Origin of the sequence: Pseudomonas sp. NUPR-001 (genome assembly GCF_052147955.1) — a bacterium.
Lineage (GTDB): Bacteria > Pseudomonadota > Gammaproteobacteria > Pseudomonadales > Pseudomonadaceae > Aquipseudomonas.
On sequence record NZ_CP197353.1, the window covers coordinates 5745749 to 5763703 of the forward strand.

Consider the following 17955-nt stretch of genomic DNA (forward strand, 5'->3'; position numbering starts at 1 on the left):
GCGCCCGCGTGCACTGCGGGCGCTAATGCGGCACAATTATGCCCATTGGTTTTCAAATGCCCGGGTTCTGAGCCCTGGCCGGAGTCCCCATGTCCCTGATCATCACCGACGATTGCATCAACTGCGACGTCTGCGAACCCGAGTGCCCAAACGCCGCTATTTCCCAGGGCGAAGAGATCTACGTGATCGACCCGAACCTGTGCACCCAGTGCGTTGGTCACTACGACGAGCCACAGTGCCAACAAGTCTGCCCGGTTGACTGCATCCCGCTGGATGAAGCCCACCCCGAGACTGAAGAGCAGTTGATGGAAAAATACCGCCGCATTACCGGCAAGGCCTGATGCTGTTTGTCGCCAGGCTAGCACCGCTGGTTCTTGGCGCCTCGCTGGCGCTGGGGGCCGTCAGTGCCCAGGCACAAGGTCCGGGCCGCGCGGCCATCGCCAGCCCGCACGCCGAAGCGACTGCTGCTGCGCGAGAAATTCTCGAACAAGGCGGTAATGCCTTTGACGCCGCCATTGCCGTGAGCGCCGCCTTGGCGGTGGTCGAGCCTTATGGTTCCGGGCTTGGCGGCGGCGGTTTCTTCCTGCTGCGCGAGGGCGGCAGCCCGGCACGCTACGTGTTTATCGACGCCCGTGAGCGCGCGCCAGGAAAAGCCAGCGAGGGCATGTACCTCAAAGACGGCAAGGTTCAGCCTGGCCTGTCGATCAACGGCCCCCTGGCTGCGGCAATCCCCGGACTGCCCGCCGCGCTGGCCGATCTTGCTGCGCACTACGGCAAATTACCGCTGAAAAACACCCTGGCCCCGGCCATTCGCTTGGCCAACCAGGGTTTTAGCGTCGACCGCATCTACCGCGACCGGGCAACCATGCGCCTGAACGCACTGCGCGACGATCCGGAAAGCGCCCGGTTGTTCCTCAAGCAAGGTGAAGTCCCGGCACTTGGCGCACAGATTCGCCAACCTGAGCTGGCGACCACCCTTGAACGTCTGGCCAATCAGGGCCGCGATGGCTTCTACCGCGGCCCAACTGCGCAGGCTATGGTGCAAGGCGTGCAGGCTGCCGGCGGTATCTGGAGCCTGGACGACCTGGCCAACTACCGTACCGCCAAACGCGAACCCCTGCGCTACCAGCTGGCCGGGCAGCGTGAACTGATCAGCGCACCGCCGCCGTCCGCCGGTGGCGTCGCCCTGGCCCAGAGCCTGGCGATGCTCCAGCGCCTGCCTTGGCAGAGTGCCGAGCCGGTGCAACGCAGCCACTACGTACTGGAAGTATTGCGCCGCGCCTACCGCGACCGCGGTCTGCTCGGCGATCCGGATTACGTCGCCAACCCGGTGCCGCAACTGCTGGCGCGCAATTACCTGACCCAACTGGCCGACAGCATCGACGTCCACCAGGCCACGCCAAGTAGCAGCTTGCCTCCGGCACCAGCCTGGCGCGAAGGCGACCACACCACCCATTTCGCCGTGATCGACGCCGACGGCAATGCCGTGGCCGCGACGCTATCGGTCAACTTGCCCTTCGGTGCGGCCTTCAGTGCGCCGGGTACCGGCGTGGTGCTGAACAACGAAATGGACGACTTCGCCGCTGATCCGCGCGGCAGCAACAGCTACGGTCTGGCCGGCAGCCAGGCCAATGCCGTCGCCGCAGGCAAACGGCCGCTGTCGAGCATGAGCCCGAGCTTCATCGAAAGCCCGACCCAGTTCGCCGCGTTCGGCACACCCGGCGGCAGCCGGATTCCCAGCATGGTGCTGCTGTCGATGCTGGGCTTTCTGGAAGGCAAACCGGTCGCCAGCTGGCCCGCTGTACCACGCTACCATCACCAGTACCTGCCGGATGTGGTCGAACACGAACCGGGCGCGTTCAGTACAGAACAACAGCACGAACTGCAGGCCCGCGGCTACCAGCTCAAAGACCTTGGCCGCACCTACGGGAACCAGCAAGTGCTGTACTGGGACAAAGCCAAACAAACCCTGGAAGCCGCCAGTGATCCGCGTGGCGTAGGCGAGGCCGAGGTGCTCAGCCCGCGATAGCGGTGCACCTGCCACATCGCCTCGCGGGGCAAGCCCGCTCCCACAGGAAGACAATTGAAAATTGCTCACGGCCCCCCTGTAGGAGCGGGCTTGCCCCGCGATAAAGGTCATCTGCCGAACCGCCGCCCTTACTTCTGGCAGCGCGGGCAGAACACGCTGGCGCGCTGGCCCAGTTTGACCTCGCGCAAAATGCTCCCGCAAACCTTGCAAGGCTCTTCCCGGCGCCCGTAAACGAACAGCTCCTGCTGGAAGTAACCCGGCTGGCCATCACCGCCGATAAAGTCGCGCAACGTAGTGCCTCCGCGCTCGATCGCGCAGGCGAGGATGCGTTTGATCTCGATCGCCAGCTTCAGATAACGCGCTCGCGAGATGCTCCCCGCTTCACGGCGCGGGTCTATACCCGCCGCGAACAGCGCCTCGGTCGCGTAGATATTGCCCACCCCGACCACCACGGCGTTATCCATGATGAACGGCTTCACCGCCATGGCCTTGCCACGTGACAGCTGAAACAGGCGCTCACCATCGAACAGGTCGGTCAGCGGCTCCGGGCCGAGCTTGATCAGCAGCTCATGGTTGAGTGGGTCGAGGCTCCAGAGCATGGCGCCGAAACGCCGTGGGTCGGTGTAGCGCAAAGCCAGGCCCGACTCCAGTTCGATATCCACATGTTCGTGCTTGGCGGCGGGCAAGCCGATCTCGACCAGACGCAGGTTGCCAGACATCCCCAGGTGGCTGATCAACGTCCCAACTTCGGCATTGAGCAACAGGTACTTGGCGCGGCGCTCTACTTTGACGAAGCGCTGCCCTGAAAGGCGAACGTCGAGGTCTTCGGGAATCGGCCAGCGCAGGCGGCGGTCACGCACGATCACCCGGTTGACCCGCTGGCCTTCCAGGTAAGGCGCTATACCGCGCCGGGTAGTTTCGACTTCGGGTAGTTCCGGCATGGATCAGTGAGTGCCCAGTTCGCGAATGGTCTGTTTGAGGTTCTCAAAGTCGTACTCGGAAAGCCCTACGTAGTCGAGCACCAGGTGCCCAACGGCATTCCACTCGTGATCGACACTCTGATTGCCTAGCACCCGGTACGACGCGCAGATGTGTTCAGCCATCTTGAGGATCGCCAGCAGGTTCTTCAACTGCGTGTTGCGCGCCGAGTCATCGCTGAACACCGCCAGGGCGTTGTGATGGTTGGCGATGGCATTGCTCAGGTGCTCGGGCAAACGCCAGGACTTGGCGGTGTAGTAACCCACCACTGCATGGTTGGTATTGAACGCCTGATTCTCGGTGTCCACCACGCGTTGATGACTGCCGGCATGGGCATAGGCTTGTTCCAGCACGCCCATGTAATCGGGGAAGCGCTTGAGCATCAGCGGCACGCCGCAATCATGGAACAGGCCCAGCGCATAAGCCTCATCCACGGCCTGCGAGCCGATGCGCTTGGCCAGGGTCATGCAGGTCATGGCTACGTCCTGGGCGGTATCCCAGAAGCGGTTGAGGGTAACGATGGTGTCATCGCTCATCTCGCCCTTGATCGATTGGGCGTTGATCAGGTTGATGATCGATCGGCTGCCAAGCAGATTCACTGCACGCTGGATCGAGGCAATCTTGTTGGTCAATCCGTAATAGGGCGAGTTCACCAGCTTGAGCAGTGCGCCAGACAGACCCGGATCCTGGGAAATCAGCTTGGCGATTACCTCTAGGTCAGGATCAGGCATGTATTGCTCGAACTGCAGGTCAACCATGATCTGCGGTTGCGGCGGCACGCTGATGCCTTGCAAGGCGTGCTGGATCTGTTCGGCGGAGAGTTCCTGGGACATAAGTACACACTCGGGGCTGAGCGGCGATTCTAACCTGTTCGTACAGCCCAGGGGTGAGGCGCAAGGCCAGTGCTCTGTTGCAATTTGTCGCTAATAACATCAGTGCAACGGGCATCAGGTTATACTCCCGCTCTTTTTTCCCGGAGCGACGTCATGTCCCTGCCCAGCCTTCGTCTCAAAGCCAATGCCGACCGCCGTCTGCGCGCCGGTCACCTGTGGGTCTACAGCAACGAAATCGACGTCGCCGCCACCCCGCTGCACGGCTTCAAGGCCGGTGATCAGGCGATTCTCGAAACCACCAGCGGCAAGGCCCTGGGCGTCGTAGCCATGAGCCCGAACAACCTGATCTGCGCCCGCCTGCTGTCGCGCGATGCCAAGCTGGCCCTGGACAAGTCGCTGCTGGTGCACCGCATCAACGTGGCCCTGTCGCTGCGCGAGCGCCTGTTCGACAAGCCGTTCTACCGCCTGGTCTACGGTGATTCCGACCTGCTGCCGGGTCTGGTCGTCGACCGTTTCGGCGATATCCTCGTGGTGCAACTGGCTTCGGCCACCATGGAACTGCACAAGGACGACGTCATCGCCGCCCTGGTTCAAGTGCTCAAGCCAAGCGGCATTCTGTTCAAGAACGATTCGGCCGCGCGTGACGCCGAAGGCCTGAACCGCTATGTCGAAACCGTATTCGGCCTAGTGCCGGAGTGGGTCGCGCTGGAAGAAAACGGCGTCAAGTTCGAAGCCCCGGTGATGGAAGGCCAGAAAACTGGCTGGTTCTACGACCACCGCATGAACCGCGCGCGCCTGGCGCCGTACGTCCAGGGCAAGCGCGTGCTTGATCTGTTCAGCTACATCGGTGGCTGGGGTGTGCAAGCGGGTGCTTTCGGCGCCAGCGAAGTGTTCTGCGTTGACGCCTCGGGCTTCGCCCTTGATGGCGTAGAGCGTAACGCTGCGCTCAACGGCATCGCGGAAAAGCTCACCTGCGTTGAAGGCGACGTGTTTGAAGCGCTGAAGGAACTCAAGGCCGCCGAAGAGCGTTTCGACGTGATCGTTGCCGACCCACCCGCCTTCATCAAGCGTAAAAAAGACCTGAAAAACGGCGAAGGCGCTTACCGTCGCCTGAACGAGCAAGCCATGCGCCTGCTGAGCAAAGACGGTATTCTGGTCAGTGCGTCGTGCTCGATGCACCTGCCTGAAGACGATCTGCAGAACATTCTGCTGACCAGCGCCCGTCACCTGGACCGCAATATTCAGCTGCTCGAGCGTGGCGGCCAAGGGCCGGATCATCCGGTGCATCCGGCGATCCCGGAGACTCGCTACATCAAGAGCATTACCTGCCGTTTGCTGCCTAACAGCTAACGTCCATTTCGCGGGGCAAGCCCGCTCCTACACGCGATGTAGGAGCGGGCTTGCCCCGCGACCACACTCAGAACCCCAATACCACAGACGCAATCCCGAAGTACACCAACACCCCGGCAGCATCGGCGATGGAGGTGACCAAGGGACCACTGGCAGTGGCCGGGTCGAGCTTCATTTTGGTAAACATGAACGGCAAGCTCAGGCCGATCAGACTGCCAATCAATACGATGACCAGCATGCTGCTGGCCACGATCACGGCGATTTCCGGCCCGCCGCGCAGCATGCCCAGCGACGCCACGGCAATCGCCATGGTGCAACCCAGCGCCAGCGCCACACCGCATTCACGCCCGAGCATACGCAACCAGTCACGCATCACCACTTCCCCGGTGGCCAGGCCACGCACCATCAAGGTCGCAGACTGCGCGCCAGCATTGCCACCGCTGTCGACCAGCAGTGGCAGGAAGAACACCAGAACGATATGTGCGGCGATGGTTTCTTCGAACGCGGCAATACCGGCGCCGGAAAACAGGTTGCCGAACACCAGCAGCACCAGCCACAGCACGCGCTTGCGGTACAACAAGCTGACAGTGGCCTCTTTCAGGTTGCCGATGTGGGTGGTGATGGAAGCACCTTTGTGGAAGTCTTCGGTGGCTTCATCAACCAGTGCATCAATGGCCTGGCTAGCGCTCAGCCCATTGCAGGTGCAGGAGCAGCAGCTGTTCAGGCGTACTTCGGGGGTATAGGTCATATCGATCTCCAGGCAGCAGCACAGGCGCCTGGAGGCCAACCGGCAAGGCTGTCGGTCAGCTAACGGGCAGCCCTGACGCCACTGCGTTCAGTGCCAGAATGTAGGTTCGCGATGAACTGAAACTGGGAAGGTCCATTAAGGGTGTCGTCTCGTGAGCCGCACATGCGGCGCGGGGATGTTAGCCAGATCGAGCGGCGGAAACAGCCGTTAATTAGGCATCTACCAGCATTTCGGAAGCGTCTTACAGATGGGTCTTACTGGCGTTTTCGCGAGGCAAGCCCGCTCCCACCGTTACCTGCAATCACCGCCAACCATCTACAACACCATTCCTTCACAGCGCCAGCGGTGTAGAATCGGGCTATTCATCGCCAGTCATCCCGGCGGGTTTATGAGCTCTGGCTGAGCGCACGGCGATCCCGCGGCGATCTCGGCTTCATCCGTACCAGCGGCCACCTGCCTTCGGTGCAAAGGACAAGAGAAGCTCACTTCCCTTTTTGTTACCTGATTAGCCGCCAGGAGTGTTTCATGCCTGTTTACCGCTCGAAAACGTCCACCCACGGCCGCAATATGGCCGGCGCACGCGCCTTGTGGCGTGCCACCGGGATGAAAGATGACGACTTCAAAAAGCCGATCATCGCCATCGCCAACTCGTTCACCCAGTTCGTCCCGGGGCACGTTCACCTGAAGGACCTGGGCCAGTTGGTCGCCCGCGAGATCGAACGCGCCGGTGGCGTAGCCAAGGAGTTCAACACCATCGCGGTTGACGATGGCATCGCCATGGGCCACGACGGCATGCTCTATTCGCTGCCAAGCCGGGAGATCATCGCCGACTCGGTCGAGTACATGGTCAATGCCCACTGCGCCGACGCCATTGTCTGCATCTCCAACTGCGACAAAATCACCCCCGGCATGCTGATGGCCGCCCTGCGCCTGAACATCCCGGTGATCTTCGTCTCCGGCGGGCCGATGGAAGCCGGTAAAACCAAACTGGCCAGCCACGGTCTGGACCTGGTTGACGCCATGGTGATCGCTGCCGACTCGACCGCGTCCGACGAGAAAGTCGCCGAGTACGAGCGCAGCGCCTGCCCAACCTGCGGTTCCTGCTCTGGCATGTTCACCGCCAACTCGATGAACTGCCTGACCGAAGCCCTGGGCCTGGCCTTGCCGGGTAACGGTTCGACCCTGGCCACCCACAGCGACCGTGAGCAACTGTTCCTGCAAGCCGGGCGCACCATTGTCGAGCTGTGCAAGCGCTACTACGGCGAAGACGATCACAGCGTCCTGCCGCGCAACATTGCCAACTTCAAGGCGTTCGAGAACGCCATGATGCTCGATATCGCCATGGGCGGTTCGACCAACACCATCCTGCACTTGCTGGCCGCCGCCCAGGAAGCCGAGATCGATTTCGACCTGCGCGATATCGATCGCCTGTCGCGCAAAGTGCCGCAGCTGTGCAAGGTTGCGCCGAACATCCAGAAGTACCACATGGAAGACGTCCACCGCGCTGGCGGCATCTTCAGCATCCTCGGATCGCTGGCCCGTGGCGGCCTGCTGCACACCGACCTGCCGACCGTGCACAGCCCGAGCATGGAAGAAGCCATCGCCAAGTGGGACATCACCCAGACTGACGACGAAGCGGTGCACCACTTCTTCAAGGCAGGCCCGGCCGGTATCCCGACCCAGACCGCATTCAGCCAGTCGACCCGTTGGGAAACCCTCGACGACGACCGTGAAAACGGCTGCATCCGCAGTGTCGAGCACGCCTACTCGCAAGAAGGCGGCCTGGCCGTGCTGTACGGCAACATCGCGCTGGACGGTTGCGTGGTGAAAACTGCGGGCGTCGATGAGTCGATCCACGTGTTCGAAGGCAACGCGAAAATCTTCGAAAGCCAGGACAGCGCAGTACGCGGCATTCTTGCCGACGAAGTGAAGGAAGGCGACATCGTCATCATTCGCTACGAAGGTCCGAAAGGTGGCCCGGGCATGCAGGAAATGCTCTACCCGACGTCCTACCTGAAGTCCAAAGGCCTGGGCAAAGCCTGCGCCCTGCTGACCGACGGCCGCTTCTCCGGCGGTACTTCGGGCTTGTCGATTGGTCACGCCTCTCCTGAAGCGGCCGCTGGCGGTGCGATCGGCCTGGTGCAGGACGGCGACAAAGTGCTGATCGACATCCCTAACCGCTCGATCAACCTGTTGGTCAGCGACGAAGAGTTGGCGGCACGTCGTGTGGAGCAAGACAAGAAGGGCTGGAAACCGGTTGAAGTGCGCCCACGTAAAGTGACCACAGCGCTGAAAGCCTATGCCCTGCTGGCCACCAGTGCCGACAAGGGTGCGGTGCGTAATAAAGCATTGCTTGATGGGCTGTAAGTAACAAACATCGCGGGGCAAGCCCGCTCCTACAGGTTCTGTGGGAGCGGGCTTGCCCCGCGATTGCTTTCATCCATCACTCAGCCTGCGGCTCCCTGATCTTGTACCAGGCCACATACAGCGCCGGCAGGAACAGCAAGGTCAGCAGCGTCGCGATAATGATCCCGCCGATCATCGCGTAGGCCATCGGCCCCCAGAACACTTCCCGCGCAATAGGAATCATGCCCAGACTCGCCGCTGCCGCTGTCAGCAGAATCGGCCGTCTACGGTGGTTGGTAGCTTCCTGCACAGCTGCCCAGGGCGACAAGCCCTGCGCCTCGTACTCGTCGATCTGGGTCACCAGAATCACCGAGTTACGGATGATGATACCGATCAGCGCGAGAATCCCCAGAATCGCCACAAAGCCCATCGGCGTTCCCGTCGGCACCAACGCCAGCACCACCCCGATCAAGCCCAGCGGCGCCACGCTGGCCACCAGAAAGAGCTTCTGCACACTGTGCAACTGGATCATCAGGAAGGTGCCCATCAGGAACAGCATCAGCGGCAACACCTTGGCGATCGGACCCTGCGCTTTACCGCTGGCCTCCACCGTACCACCGGTTTCAACGGTGTAGCCCACCGGCAGTTTGCTGATGAAGTCGTTGATTTGCGGTTCAAGCTCACGCACCAGGTCGGTCGGCTGCATGTCGCCACGCACCGCGGCCTTGATGGTAATGGTCGGCTTGCGGTCGCGACGCCAAACCAGTGGTTGCTCCAGCTCGTAACGCACGGTGGCGAAGGCCAGCAACGGAATCGAGGTACCGTTGGGGGTGACAATCTGCAGGTTCTGCAAGGTCTGGGGTGAACTGCGCTCACTGTCTACGGCGCGGGCGACGACGTTGATCAGGTAGATGCTGTCGTTGACCTGGGTGATCTGCGTCCCGCTGACAATGCTGTTCATGACGTTGGCCACGTCTTCAGATGACAGCCCCAGCTGGCGCGCCTTGTCCTGGGCAATTTCGACCCGCAGCACTTTGCCGGGTTCGTTCCAGTCATAAATCAGACTGCCAATGTGCTCATTGCTGTCGAGCATGGCCGCCAGGGCGATGGCATGTTTGCGCACCTGATCAATGTCTTTGCCCATGACCCGGTACTGAATCGGCAGGCCCACCGGCGGGCCCATTTCCAGCGTCTGAACGTTGCTGCCGATACCGACGAAGTCTTCGCGCAAACGCTGTTTCAAGCGCTTGACCAGCCCTTCACGTTCCTCGAACCCTTTACTGACGATCACCAACTGGGCGTAGTAGGGGTTCTGCAGTTGCTGGTCCAGCGGCAGGTAGAAGCGAATGGCACCCTGGCCGATATAGGTACTCCAGCGCTCGATATCCACATCGTCCTTCAGCGTTGCCTCAAGCTTATCCACCGCTTTGCGGGTTTCCTCGATCGAGGCGTTCTGCGGCAGGTTGAGGTCCACGAGAATCTCGGGGCGGTCCGAAGACGGGAAGAACTGGTTCTGCACGAAACGCATGCAGAACAACGCCAGCAGGAACAGCAAAATAGTGCCGACAATGGTCAACCAGCGATGGCGCATGCACCACAGCAAGCTGTGTTCGAATGCCTTGCCGACGCGCCCCGCTTCTTCATTGTGCGGTTTGACCTTGGCGTTGAGGATATGCACGCCCAGCACCGGCGCAAACACCACGGCCACCACCCAAGACACCAGCAACGCGGCAGCGATCACCGCGAACAAGGTGTAGGTGTACTCCCCCGCCGAGCTGGCATTGAGGCCGATCGGCATAAAGCCCGCCACGGTTACCAGCGTGCCGGTGAGCATCGGGAAGGCGGTCGAGGTGTAGGCAAAAGTCGCTGCCTGCTCCTTGGTCTCACCCATTTCCAGGCGCGTGACCATCACCTCCACGGTGATCATCGCATCGTCCACCAACAGCCCCAGGGCGATGATCAAGGCACCCAGCGAGATCCGCTGCATGGTGATGCCGCTGTACTCCATGAAGATGAACACCATCGCCAGCACCAGCGGAATCGAGCAGGCCACCACCAGGCCGGCGCGAATGCCGAGGCTGACGAAGCTCACCGCCAATACAATGATCACCGCTTCGAACAACGCACTGGTGAAACCACCGACGGCCTCTTCCACCACCACCGCCTGGTCAGAAACGGTGTGCACCCCGACCCCGACTGGCAACTCTGACGTCACCCGATCCATCATTTTGTGCAGGTCGGCACCAAAGGCCTGGATGTTGCCACCGGCCTTCATGCCGATACCTAAACCGATGGCAGGTTGACCGTTGAAACGGAACAGCGGTGAAGGCGGATCAACGAATCCGCGCTCGATCTCGGCAATGTCGGCCAGGCGGAAGAAGCGGTCGTTGATGCGCAGATTCACCGTTTCCAGGTCTTTTTCCGAGGCGAACTGCCCGGTTGTACGCACCGATACCCGCTCGGGCCCGGCTTCGATCACCCCCGCCGGGGTGACCGCGTTCTGGCTCTGCAAGGCTTGCAGCACCTGACGCTGATCGATACCGAACGAGGCCAGCTTGCGGGTGGAGAAATTAAGGTACAGCACCTCGTCCTGGGTGCCGATCATTTCGACCTTGCCCAGCCCTGGCACTTCACGGATCTCGGCGCGCACCTGCTCGACGTAGTCGCGCAGTTGGCGCATGGTCAGGCCGTCGGCGGTAAAGGCGTAGATCGAACCGTAGACGTCACCGAACTCATCGTTGAAACCCGGCCCCTGGATACCCTGGGGAAACTGGCCGCGAATATCCTGGATCTTCTTGCGCACCTGGTACCAGATTTCGGGGATGTCCTTGGCCGGTGTGGTGTCCAGCAAGTTGACATAGACCGTCGATTCACCCGGTCGGGTGTAGCTTTTTACGTAGTCGAGCGAGTCCAGCTCTTCGAGCTTTTTCTCGATGCGGTCAGTGACCTGGTTCAGGGTCTCGTCCTGGGTCGCGCCCGGCCAGCGGGTCTGGATCACCATGGTTTTGATGGTGAATGAAGGGTCTTCCTCACGCCCAAGGTTCACGTAGGAGAACACGCCCATCAGCAAGCCGACGAACATCAGGTACCAAACAAAGGATTGGTGCTTCAGCGCCCATTCCGACAGGTTGAAGCTTCCTTTCATTGCGGACCTTCCTCATCGACTATGACCTTCTGGCCCGGTTTCAGGGTGTTCACCCCTGCTGTTACCACCCGCTCTCCGGCCTGAACACCCGAGCTCACCACGATGCTCTCGGGTGTACGTTCAATTAGCTTCACCTCGCGGCTCGCGACTGTGTTCTGTCGCGGATCAACCACCCATACCCGGGTCTGTCCATCGCGCTCCAACAACGCCGAAGCCGGAAGCTCGCTGCGCGGCGAAATGGCCGAAGTCAGGGTGACACTGATCGCCGTGCCCAGGTAAAACGACTCCGGTGTAGTGGCCAGGGTCAGGCGCGCACGGCGGGTTCGGGTGGCCGCGTCGGCCTGCGGCTCCAGTTCGCGCAAGGTCGCGGTGGTGTTGATACTCGGGTCGAGTTGCGAAGCCACCTCAAACTTCAAATCAGTGGTCAGTTGCTCAGCCAGATACGTCGGCAGATCGATGACCGCTTCTTTGACATCCGGACGGGCCAGGGTGACCACTGGTTGCCCGGCGCTGACAGTCTGTCCGGCTTCGGCCTGCCAGTTGGTGACCACGGCGTCGTGATCGGTGCGTAGTTCGCTGTAGCCCAGCTGGTCGCGCGCCTGGCTGACGGCCGCGCGGGCCTGCTCCAGCGAAGCACCGGTGGTTTTCAGGTTGGTCTGGGCCTCATCCAGTTGCGCCTGGGCGCCCACGCCACGGTCAAACAGTTGTTGTTGGCGGCGCGCATCGGCCTGGGCGTTGATCCACTGCGCCTGGACCTTGGCCAGATCGCCTTCGGCAGCGCGCAACTGGTTGCGCTGATCGGCCGGGTCGAGGCTGGCCAGAACGTCGCCCGCTTTCACCGAGTTGCCCACATCGACCCAGCGTCGGGCGATACGTCCGGCAACACGAAAGCCCAGCGTGCTCTCGTAGCGCGCCTGAATGGTGCCGGCAAAGCGCCCGAGATCGGCCTGGATCTGGGGTTCGACAATGACCGAAAGTACCGGTCGGACCGGGTCCGACTCCGCTGCTTCTTTCCCGCAGCCAACCAGCAATAGCGCACTGCACAGGCCAAGTGTGACTGCTTTCATTGCGCTACCCCGATATCCTTGAACGGTGCGACTTCCACTTGCATGCCGGGCGTAAGCAACTGCCCGCCTGCCACCACCACGCTTTCCCCGCCCTTGAGGCCTTCGCTGATGACCACCTTGCCAGTGAGATAGCGGCTGACCTTGACCTCCTGCAACCTGACTTTATTGCCTTCCTCCACCAGCCACACCGCCGGGTCATGCAGGGCCTTGGTCAACGCCGACCAAGGCAGTTCGATACTGGGCTTGCCCTTGATATGACCGGTCGCTGAGACAGCCGAGCCCAGCTCCATACCGGCGGGGACTTCAGTCAGTGCCACTTTGACTTGTACCGTGCCGCTTTGCGCGGAAACGGTCGGGGTCACTTCCCGCACATGGCCGCTGGCCTGAATCGTGGGTTTATCTACCAGGCTGACGGTGATGGATTCGTTAGTGGGTGGCGCTACCAGTAACGATTCATAGACATTGAACACGGCATCGCGCTCGCCATCGTGGGCCAGGCTGAAGATGGGTGCTGTAGCCTGCACCACCTGCCCGACTTCGGCCTGACGATCAGTGATCACCCCGGCCGCGTCGGCGATCAGTGCGGTGTAGCTCAGTTGATCGCGGGCGTTGGCCAATTGCGCCTGGGCCGCTTTCAAGGCGCTCTGGCTGCTGCGCAGGGACGCCTGGGCAGAGTCATATTCACTCTGGCTGGTATAACCCTTGGGCAGCAGCTTCTGCTGACGATAAAAGGCCTTGCTGGCTTCGGTGACCCGCGCTTGCTCGGCGAACACCTCCGCCTTGGCCGAGTCGACATTGGCCTGCAAATCTTTCGGATCGAGCCGGGCCAGAACCTGATTGGCTTTCACGTGATCGCCAACATCGACGCTACGGGAAATGATCTTACCGCCAACACGAAACGAGAGGTCTGCCTGAACCCTGGCCTGAATGTCGCCGGTGAGGGTCACCGGCGCAGCAAAATCACTGGGCTGTACGCGCTGTACAGCCACCCTGCGCAGCTCGGCTTCGACAGCGGTTTGCTTATCACAGCCGACCAGCACGAGCCCCAAGCCCAGACTGACGATCAATACCCTACGCGACACCGTCATGCAGGCTCCTTGCATGTGTCAATTCGATACAGAGATGCGAGTGTTAGCGTAGATCAGGGAATGTGCTGTTGCTGTAACAAATGCAATTCCTTTGAGTTTGATCAGGTGGGTGATACTACCGCCCTCCTCACCTGCGCAAGGATGCCAAGATGCTGACCACATTGGCCGTTGCAAACTACCGCTCGATCAACCACCTGGTATTGCCCCTGGCGCGCCTGAACGTCATCACCGGTCCCAACGGCAGCGGCAAATCCAACCTATACAAAGCCTTGCGCTTGCTCGCTGAAACCGCCCAAGGCGGTGTGGTCAACGCGCTGGCCGGTGAAGGCGGACTGGAATCGACCTTCTGGGCAGGCCCCGAGCGCATCAGTCGCCGCATGAGCCGCGGCGAAGTGGCCGTCGAGGGTGGCTCGCGGCAAGAAGCCAAACGTCTGCGTCTGGGCTTTACCAGCGAAGATTTTGGATATGCCATCGGCCTTGGCCTACCTACATCCAGCGGGCATTTCATGCTCCCCGGTATCAGCTCACCGATGCCTTCATGCTTCACCCTCGACCCGCAGATAAAGCGCGAAAGCATCTGGGCGGGTCCGCTCTATCGGCCGGCGAGCTTGCTGGTCGATCGCCAGGGCGCAGTGGTGCGCGCTCGCGAAGGTCGTCAATGGGAGGTGTTGGCCCAGCACACGGCGGATTTCGACAGTCTCTTCGACCAGGTGGGCAACCTGCAGTCTTCACCAGAGGTGCTGCACCTGCGCGAGCGCATCCGCGGCTGGCGCTTTTACGATCATTTCCGAACGGATCGCGATGCCCCGGCCCGACGACCTCAACTCGGCACCCGCACGCCGGTGCTGCACCATGATGGCCGCGACCTGGCCGCCGCCCTGCAAACCATCATCGAGATCGGTGATGCGCAGGCGCTATGGGAGGCGATCAGCGACGCCTTTCCCGGCTCACACCTGACCATCGATGCGCTGCCTGGCAGCCAGTTCAGCGTGCAGTTCCATCAGAAGGGCCTGCTGCGACCGCTGTCCGCTGCCGAGCTGTCGGATGGAACCCTGCGCTATTTGCTGCTGGTGGCGGCATTATTGAGCCCCAGGGCGCCGTCCATGATGGTACTCAACGAACCGGAAACCAGTCTGCACCCGGACCTGCTACCGGCGCTGGCACGCTTGATCCATCGCGCCGCCGAGCATTGCCAGGTATGGGTGGTGTCGCATGCACAGCAATTGGTGGCCGCGCTGGAACAGGATGCGACCTGCAACTCGATTGTGCTGGAGAAGGTACTGGGACAGACCCGTGTGGCAGGTCAGGGGATGCTGGATGAACCGGCCTGGAATTGGCCAGATTAAATGGCAAGCCCGCTCCTGTAGGAGCGGGCTTGCCCCGCGATGCTCTACTTCAAATCAAGCCGAAACAGGCGTCGCAGCACGGCTCACTTCAGGCTGTTTCCAGGAGTCGGCAGCGCTTTCTTCGATGGCCTGCTGGATCGCCCGACGGCGACGTTCTTCGGCCTGACGGCTGAAGTACCAGACCAGGAAAGTCACCAGCGACACCGACAACAGGATCAGGCTGGCCACGGCGTTGATTTCCGGCTTCACGCCCAGACGCACGGCAGAGAAGACTTCCATCGGCAGCGTGGTCGAGCCCGGGCCGGACACGAAGCTGGCCAGTACCAGGTCATCCAGCGACAGGGCGAAGGACATCATGCCGCCCGCCGCCAGCGATGGCGCGATCATCGGGATGGTGATCAGGAAGAACACCTTCCACGGCTTGGCACCCAGGTCCATTGCCGCCTCTTCGATCGACAGGTCCAGCTCGCGCAGGCGGGCCGAAACCACCACGGCTACATAAGCAGCGCAGAACGTGGTGTGAGCGATCCAGATGGTGACGATGCCACGCTCTTGCGGCCAGCCGATCATCTGCGCCATGGCCACGAACAGCAGCAACAGCGACAGACCGGTGATCACCTCAGGCATTACCAGCGGCGCAGTCACCAGGCCACCGAACAGGGTACGGCCCTTGAAGCGCGTCACCCGGGTCAGCACGAACGCGGCCAGGGTACCCAGCGCCACCGCAGCGATCGCGGTGTAGCAGGCGATCTCCAGCGAGCGCATCACCGAGCCCATCAGCTGGCTGTTGTCGAGCAGGCCGACGTACCACTTCACCGACCAGCCACCCCACACGGTCACCAGCTTGGAGGCGTTGAACGAGTAGATCACCAGGATCAGCATGGGCAGGTAGATGAACAACAAGCCCAGGACCAACATCAGCTTGGAGAAACTGAAACGCTTCATGCCCTGCCCTCCATCTCTTTGGCCTGACTACGGTTGAAGAGCAGAATCGGCACGATCAGGATCGCCAGCATCACCACCGCCAGGGCAGAAGCCACAGGCCAGTCACGGTTGTTGAAGAACTCTTGCCAGAGCACTTTACCGATCATCAAGGTTTCCGGACCGCCAAGCAGTTCCGGAATAACGAACTCACCCACCACCGGAATGAACACCAGCATGCAGCCGGCGATGATGCCGTTCTTCGACAGCGGCACGGTGATCTTCCAGAAGCTGTTGAAGGTGCTCGAACCCAGGTCAGAGGCCGCTTCGAGCAGGCTCGCATCGTGTTTGACCAGGTTGGCGTACAGCGGCAGGATCATGAACGGCAGGTACGAATAGACCACACCGATATACACCGCCAGGTTGGTGTTGAGGATCTGCAACGGCTGATCGATCAACCCCAGCCACATCAGGAAGCTGTTGAGCAGGCCGTTGTTGCTGAGGATACCCATCCAGGCATAGACGCGAATCAGGATCGCGGTCCAGGTCGGCATCATGATCAGTAGCAACAGTACGGTCTGGGTCTCTTTCTTGGCGTTGGCAATGGCATAGGCCATCGGATAGCCGATCAGCAAGCACAGCAACGTGCTGAAAAAGGCCATCTTCAACGAACCCAGGTACGCCGAGATGTACAGCTCATCCTCGGTCAACAGGCCATAGTTGGCCATGTTGAGCACCAGCTGCAGCTTGTCTTCGACGTAGCTGTAGATTTCGGTGTACGGCGGAATCGCCACGTCTGCTTCGGCAAAGCTGATCTTCAGGACGATGAAGAACGGCAGCATGAAGAACAGGAACAGCCAGATGAAGGGCACGCCGATCACCAGATGGCGTCCCTCGGGTTTCACCCGTTCGAAGGCTCGCTTGAGCTTGCGCATGTTCATGACCGCAGTACCACGCCGCTGTCGTCTTCCCACCAGACGTAAACCTGATCATCCCAGGTAGGACGAGTGCCCTGACGCTCGGCGTTGGCGACGAACGACTGGACGATCTTGCCGCCAGGCAGCTCGACGTAGAACACCGAGTGGCCACCGAGGTAGGCGATGTCATGGACCTTGCCGCGCGACCAGTTGTGCTCGCAGGTGGGTTGCTGAGTGGTCACCAGCAGTTTTTCCGGACGCAGTGCATAGGTGATGCGCTTGTCTTCAACCGAGGTGGTCACACCGTGGCCCACGTAGATCTTGCGCTCCAGCTCCGGAGTGGCAATGACCGCGTGGCCTTCGGCGTCTTCTACCACTTCGCCGTCGAACAGGTTGACGTTGCCGATGAACTCGCAGACCAGACGGCTGGTCGGGGTCTCGTAAATGTCGATCGGGCTGCCGATCTGGGCAATCCAGCCCAGGTGCATGATGGCGATGCGCTGGGCCATGGTCATGGCCTCTTCCTGGTCGTGCGTCACCATTACGCAGGTCACACCCACCCGCTCAATGATCTCAACCAGCTCAAGCTGCATCTGCGAACGCAGCTTCTTGTCCAACGCACCCATCGGCTCGTCGAGCAGCAGCAGCTTCGGACGCTTGGCCAGGGAGCGAGCCAGGGCCACACGCTGACGCTGGCCACCGGAGAGCTGGTGTGGCTTGCGCTTGGCGTACTGGGTCATGTGCACCAGCTTGAGCATCTCGCCGACACGGGCGTCGATCTCGGCCTTGGGCATGCGGTCCTGCTGCAGGCCGAAGGCGATGTTCTGCGCCACGGTCATGTGCGGGAACAGTGCATAGGACTGGAACATCATGTTGATCGGACGCTCGTAGGGCGGCATATCCGTGATGTCTACGCCATCAAGGAAGATGCGCCCTTCGGTCGGCCGTTCGAAGCCGGCCAGCATCCGCAGCAACGTGGATTTACCCGAACCGGAGCCGCCAAGCAGCGCGAAGATCTCGCCCTTCTTGATCTCGAGGGACACATCGTCCACCGCGACCGTTTCGTCGAATTTTTTCGTGACCCGGTCGATTTTGACCAGCACCTGCTTAGGTTGCTGGTCGCCCTCGAGGGCTTTCTTATAGGCACCGGAGGCAACAGCCATTTGTGAAACTCCCAACAAGATTTT

Annotated in this window: 14 protein-coding genes; 5 read left to right on the forward strand and 9 right to left on the reverse strand. The window is 61.2% G+C overall.

What is annotated here, in order from left to right; genetic code table 11:
* The first annotated feature begins 89 nt into the window (after positions 1-89).
* Complete coding sequence (locus ACP6KB_RS26380) at positions 90-341, forward strand: YfhL family 4Fe-4S dicluster ferredoxin (protein WP_010222176.1); 252 nt, start codon at positions 90-92, stop codon at positions 339-341.
* On the forward strand, positions 341-2029 hold the full coding sequence (ggt, locus tag ACP6KB_RS26385) for a gamma-glutamyltransferase (protein WP_442110586.1): 1689 nt from the start codon (positions 341-343) through the stop codon (positions 2027-2029). Before ACP6KB_RS26380 ends, ggt begins: the two co-directional genes overlap by 1 nt.
* 128 nt (positions 2030-2157) lie before the next feature.
* Here the strand turns inward: ggt and mutM are convergent, their stop codons facing one another.
* Positions 2158-2970, reverse strand: coding sequence for a bifunctional DNA-formamidopyrimidine glycosylase/DNA-(apurinic or apyrimidinic site) lyase (gene mutM, locus ACP6KB_RS26390; RefSeq protein ID WP_442110588.1), 813 nt, complete (start codon positions 2968-2970; stop codon positions 2158-2160).
* A 3-nt stretch (positions 2971-2973) separates the two neighbouring features.
* Positions 2974-3786 carry an HDOD domain-containing protein gene (locus tag ACP6KB_RS26395; RefSeq protein WP_442114388.1) on the reverse strand — a complete coding sequence of 271 codons (813 nt, stop codon included), beginning with the start codon at positions 3784-3786 and terminating at the stop codon, positions 2974-2976.
* 207 nt (positions 3787-3993) lie between these two features.
* Here ACP6KB_RS26395 and ACP6KB_RS26400 point away from each other — a divergent pair, with 207 nt between their 5' ends.
* Positions 3994-5190: a class I SAM-dependent rRNA methyltransferase gene (locus ACP6KB_RS26400; protein WP_442110590.1), complete on the forward strand. Its 1197-nt coding sequence runs from the start codon at positions 3994-3996 to the stop codon at positions 5188-5190.
* A 67-nt stretch (positions 5191-5257) separates the two neighbouring features.
* On the opposite strand, the gene ACP6KB_RS26405 is transcribed toward ACP6KB_RS26400, so the two are convergent.
* Positions 5258-5938, reverse strand: coding sequence for a magnesium transporter (locus ACP6KB_RS26405; RefSeq protein WP_442110592.1), 681 nt, complete (start codon positions 5936-5938; stop codon positions 5258-5260).
* Positions 5939-6463: 525 nt separating this feature from the next.
* On the opposite strand from ACP6KB_RS26405, the gene ilvD reads away from it, so the two are divergent.
* Complete coding sequence (ilvD, locus tag ACP6KB_RS26410) at positions 6464-8305, forward strand: dihydroxy-acid dehydratase (protein WP_442110594.1); 1842 nt, start codon at positions 6464-6466, stop codon at positions 8303-8305.
* A gap of 76 nt (positions 8306-8381) precedes the next feature.
* Here ilvD and ACP6KB_RS26415 read toward each other — a convergent pair whose 3' ends face one another.
* The 3 genes from ACP6KB_RS26415 to ACP6KB_RS26425 are packed head-to-tail and all read right to left on the reverse strand — an operon-like array spanning position 8382 to position 13584.
* Positions 8382-11429, reverse strand: coding sequence for an efflux RND transporter permease subunit (locus ACP6KB_RS26415; RefSeq protein ID WP_442110596.1), 3048 nt, complete (start codon positions 11427-11429; stop codon positions 8382-8384).
* Positions 11426-12496, reverse strand: a complete 1071-nt coding sequence (locus ACP6KB_RS26420; RefSeq protein WP_442110598.1) for an efflux RND transporter periplasmic adaptor subunit — start codon at positions 12494-12496, stop codon at positions 11426-11428. The genes ACP6KB_RS26415 and ACP6KB_RS26420 overlap by 4 nt, the downstream gene beginning before the upstream one ends.
* On the reverse strand, positions 12493-13584 hold the full coding sequence (locus ACP6KB_RS26425; RefSeq protein ID WP_442110599.1) for an efflux RND transporter periplasmic adaptor subunit: 1092 nt from the start codon (positions 13582-13584) through the stop codon (positions 12493-12495). The genes ACP6KB_RS26420 and ACP6KB_RS26425 overlap by 4 nt, the downstream gene beginning before the upstream one ends.
* A gap of 149 nt (positions 13585-13733) precedes the next feature.
* On the opposite strand from ACP6KB_RS26425, the gene ACP6KB_RS26430 reads away from it, so the two are divergent.
* The gene (locus ACP6KB_RS26430) at positions 13734-14930 is read left to right on the forward strand and encodes an AAA family ATPase (protein ID WP_442110601.1); all 1197 of its coding nucleotides are present in this window, start codon (positions 13734-13736) and stop codon (positions 14928-14930) included.
* Positions 14931-14984: 54 nt separating this feature from the next.
* Here the strand turns inward: ACP6KB_RS26430 and ACP6KB_RS26435 are convergent, their stop codons facing one another.
* From ACP6KB_RS26435 to potA, 3 genes are read right to left on the reverse strand one after another with little or no spacing between them, the layout of a single operon-like run.
* Entirely contained in the window at positions 14985-15875 is an 891-nt protein-coding gene (locus tag ACP6KB_RS26435; RefSeq protein ID WP_442110603.1) for an ABC transporter permease subunit, read from the reverse strand.
* The gene (locus ACP6KB_RS26440; protein WP_442110605.1) at positions 15872-16792 is read right to left on the reverse strand and encodes an ABC transporter permease subunit; all 921 of its coding nucleotides are present in this window, start codon (positions 16790-16792) and stop codon (positions 15872-15874) included. Before ACP6KB_RS26440 ends, ACP6KB_RS26435 begins: the two co-directional genes overlap by 4 nt.
* Entirely contained in the window at positions 16789-17931 is a 1143-nt protein-coding gene (gene potA, locus ACP6KB_RS26445) for a polyamine ABC transporter ATP-binding protein (RefSeq protein WP_133214009.1), read from the reverse strand. The genes ACP6KB_RS26440 and potA overlap by 4 nt, the downstream gene beginning before the upstream one ends.
* Positions 17932-17955 lie beyond the last annotated feature (24 nt).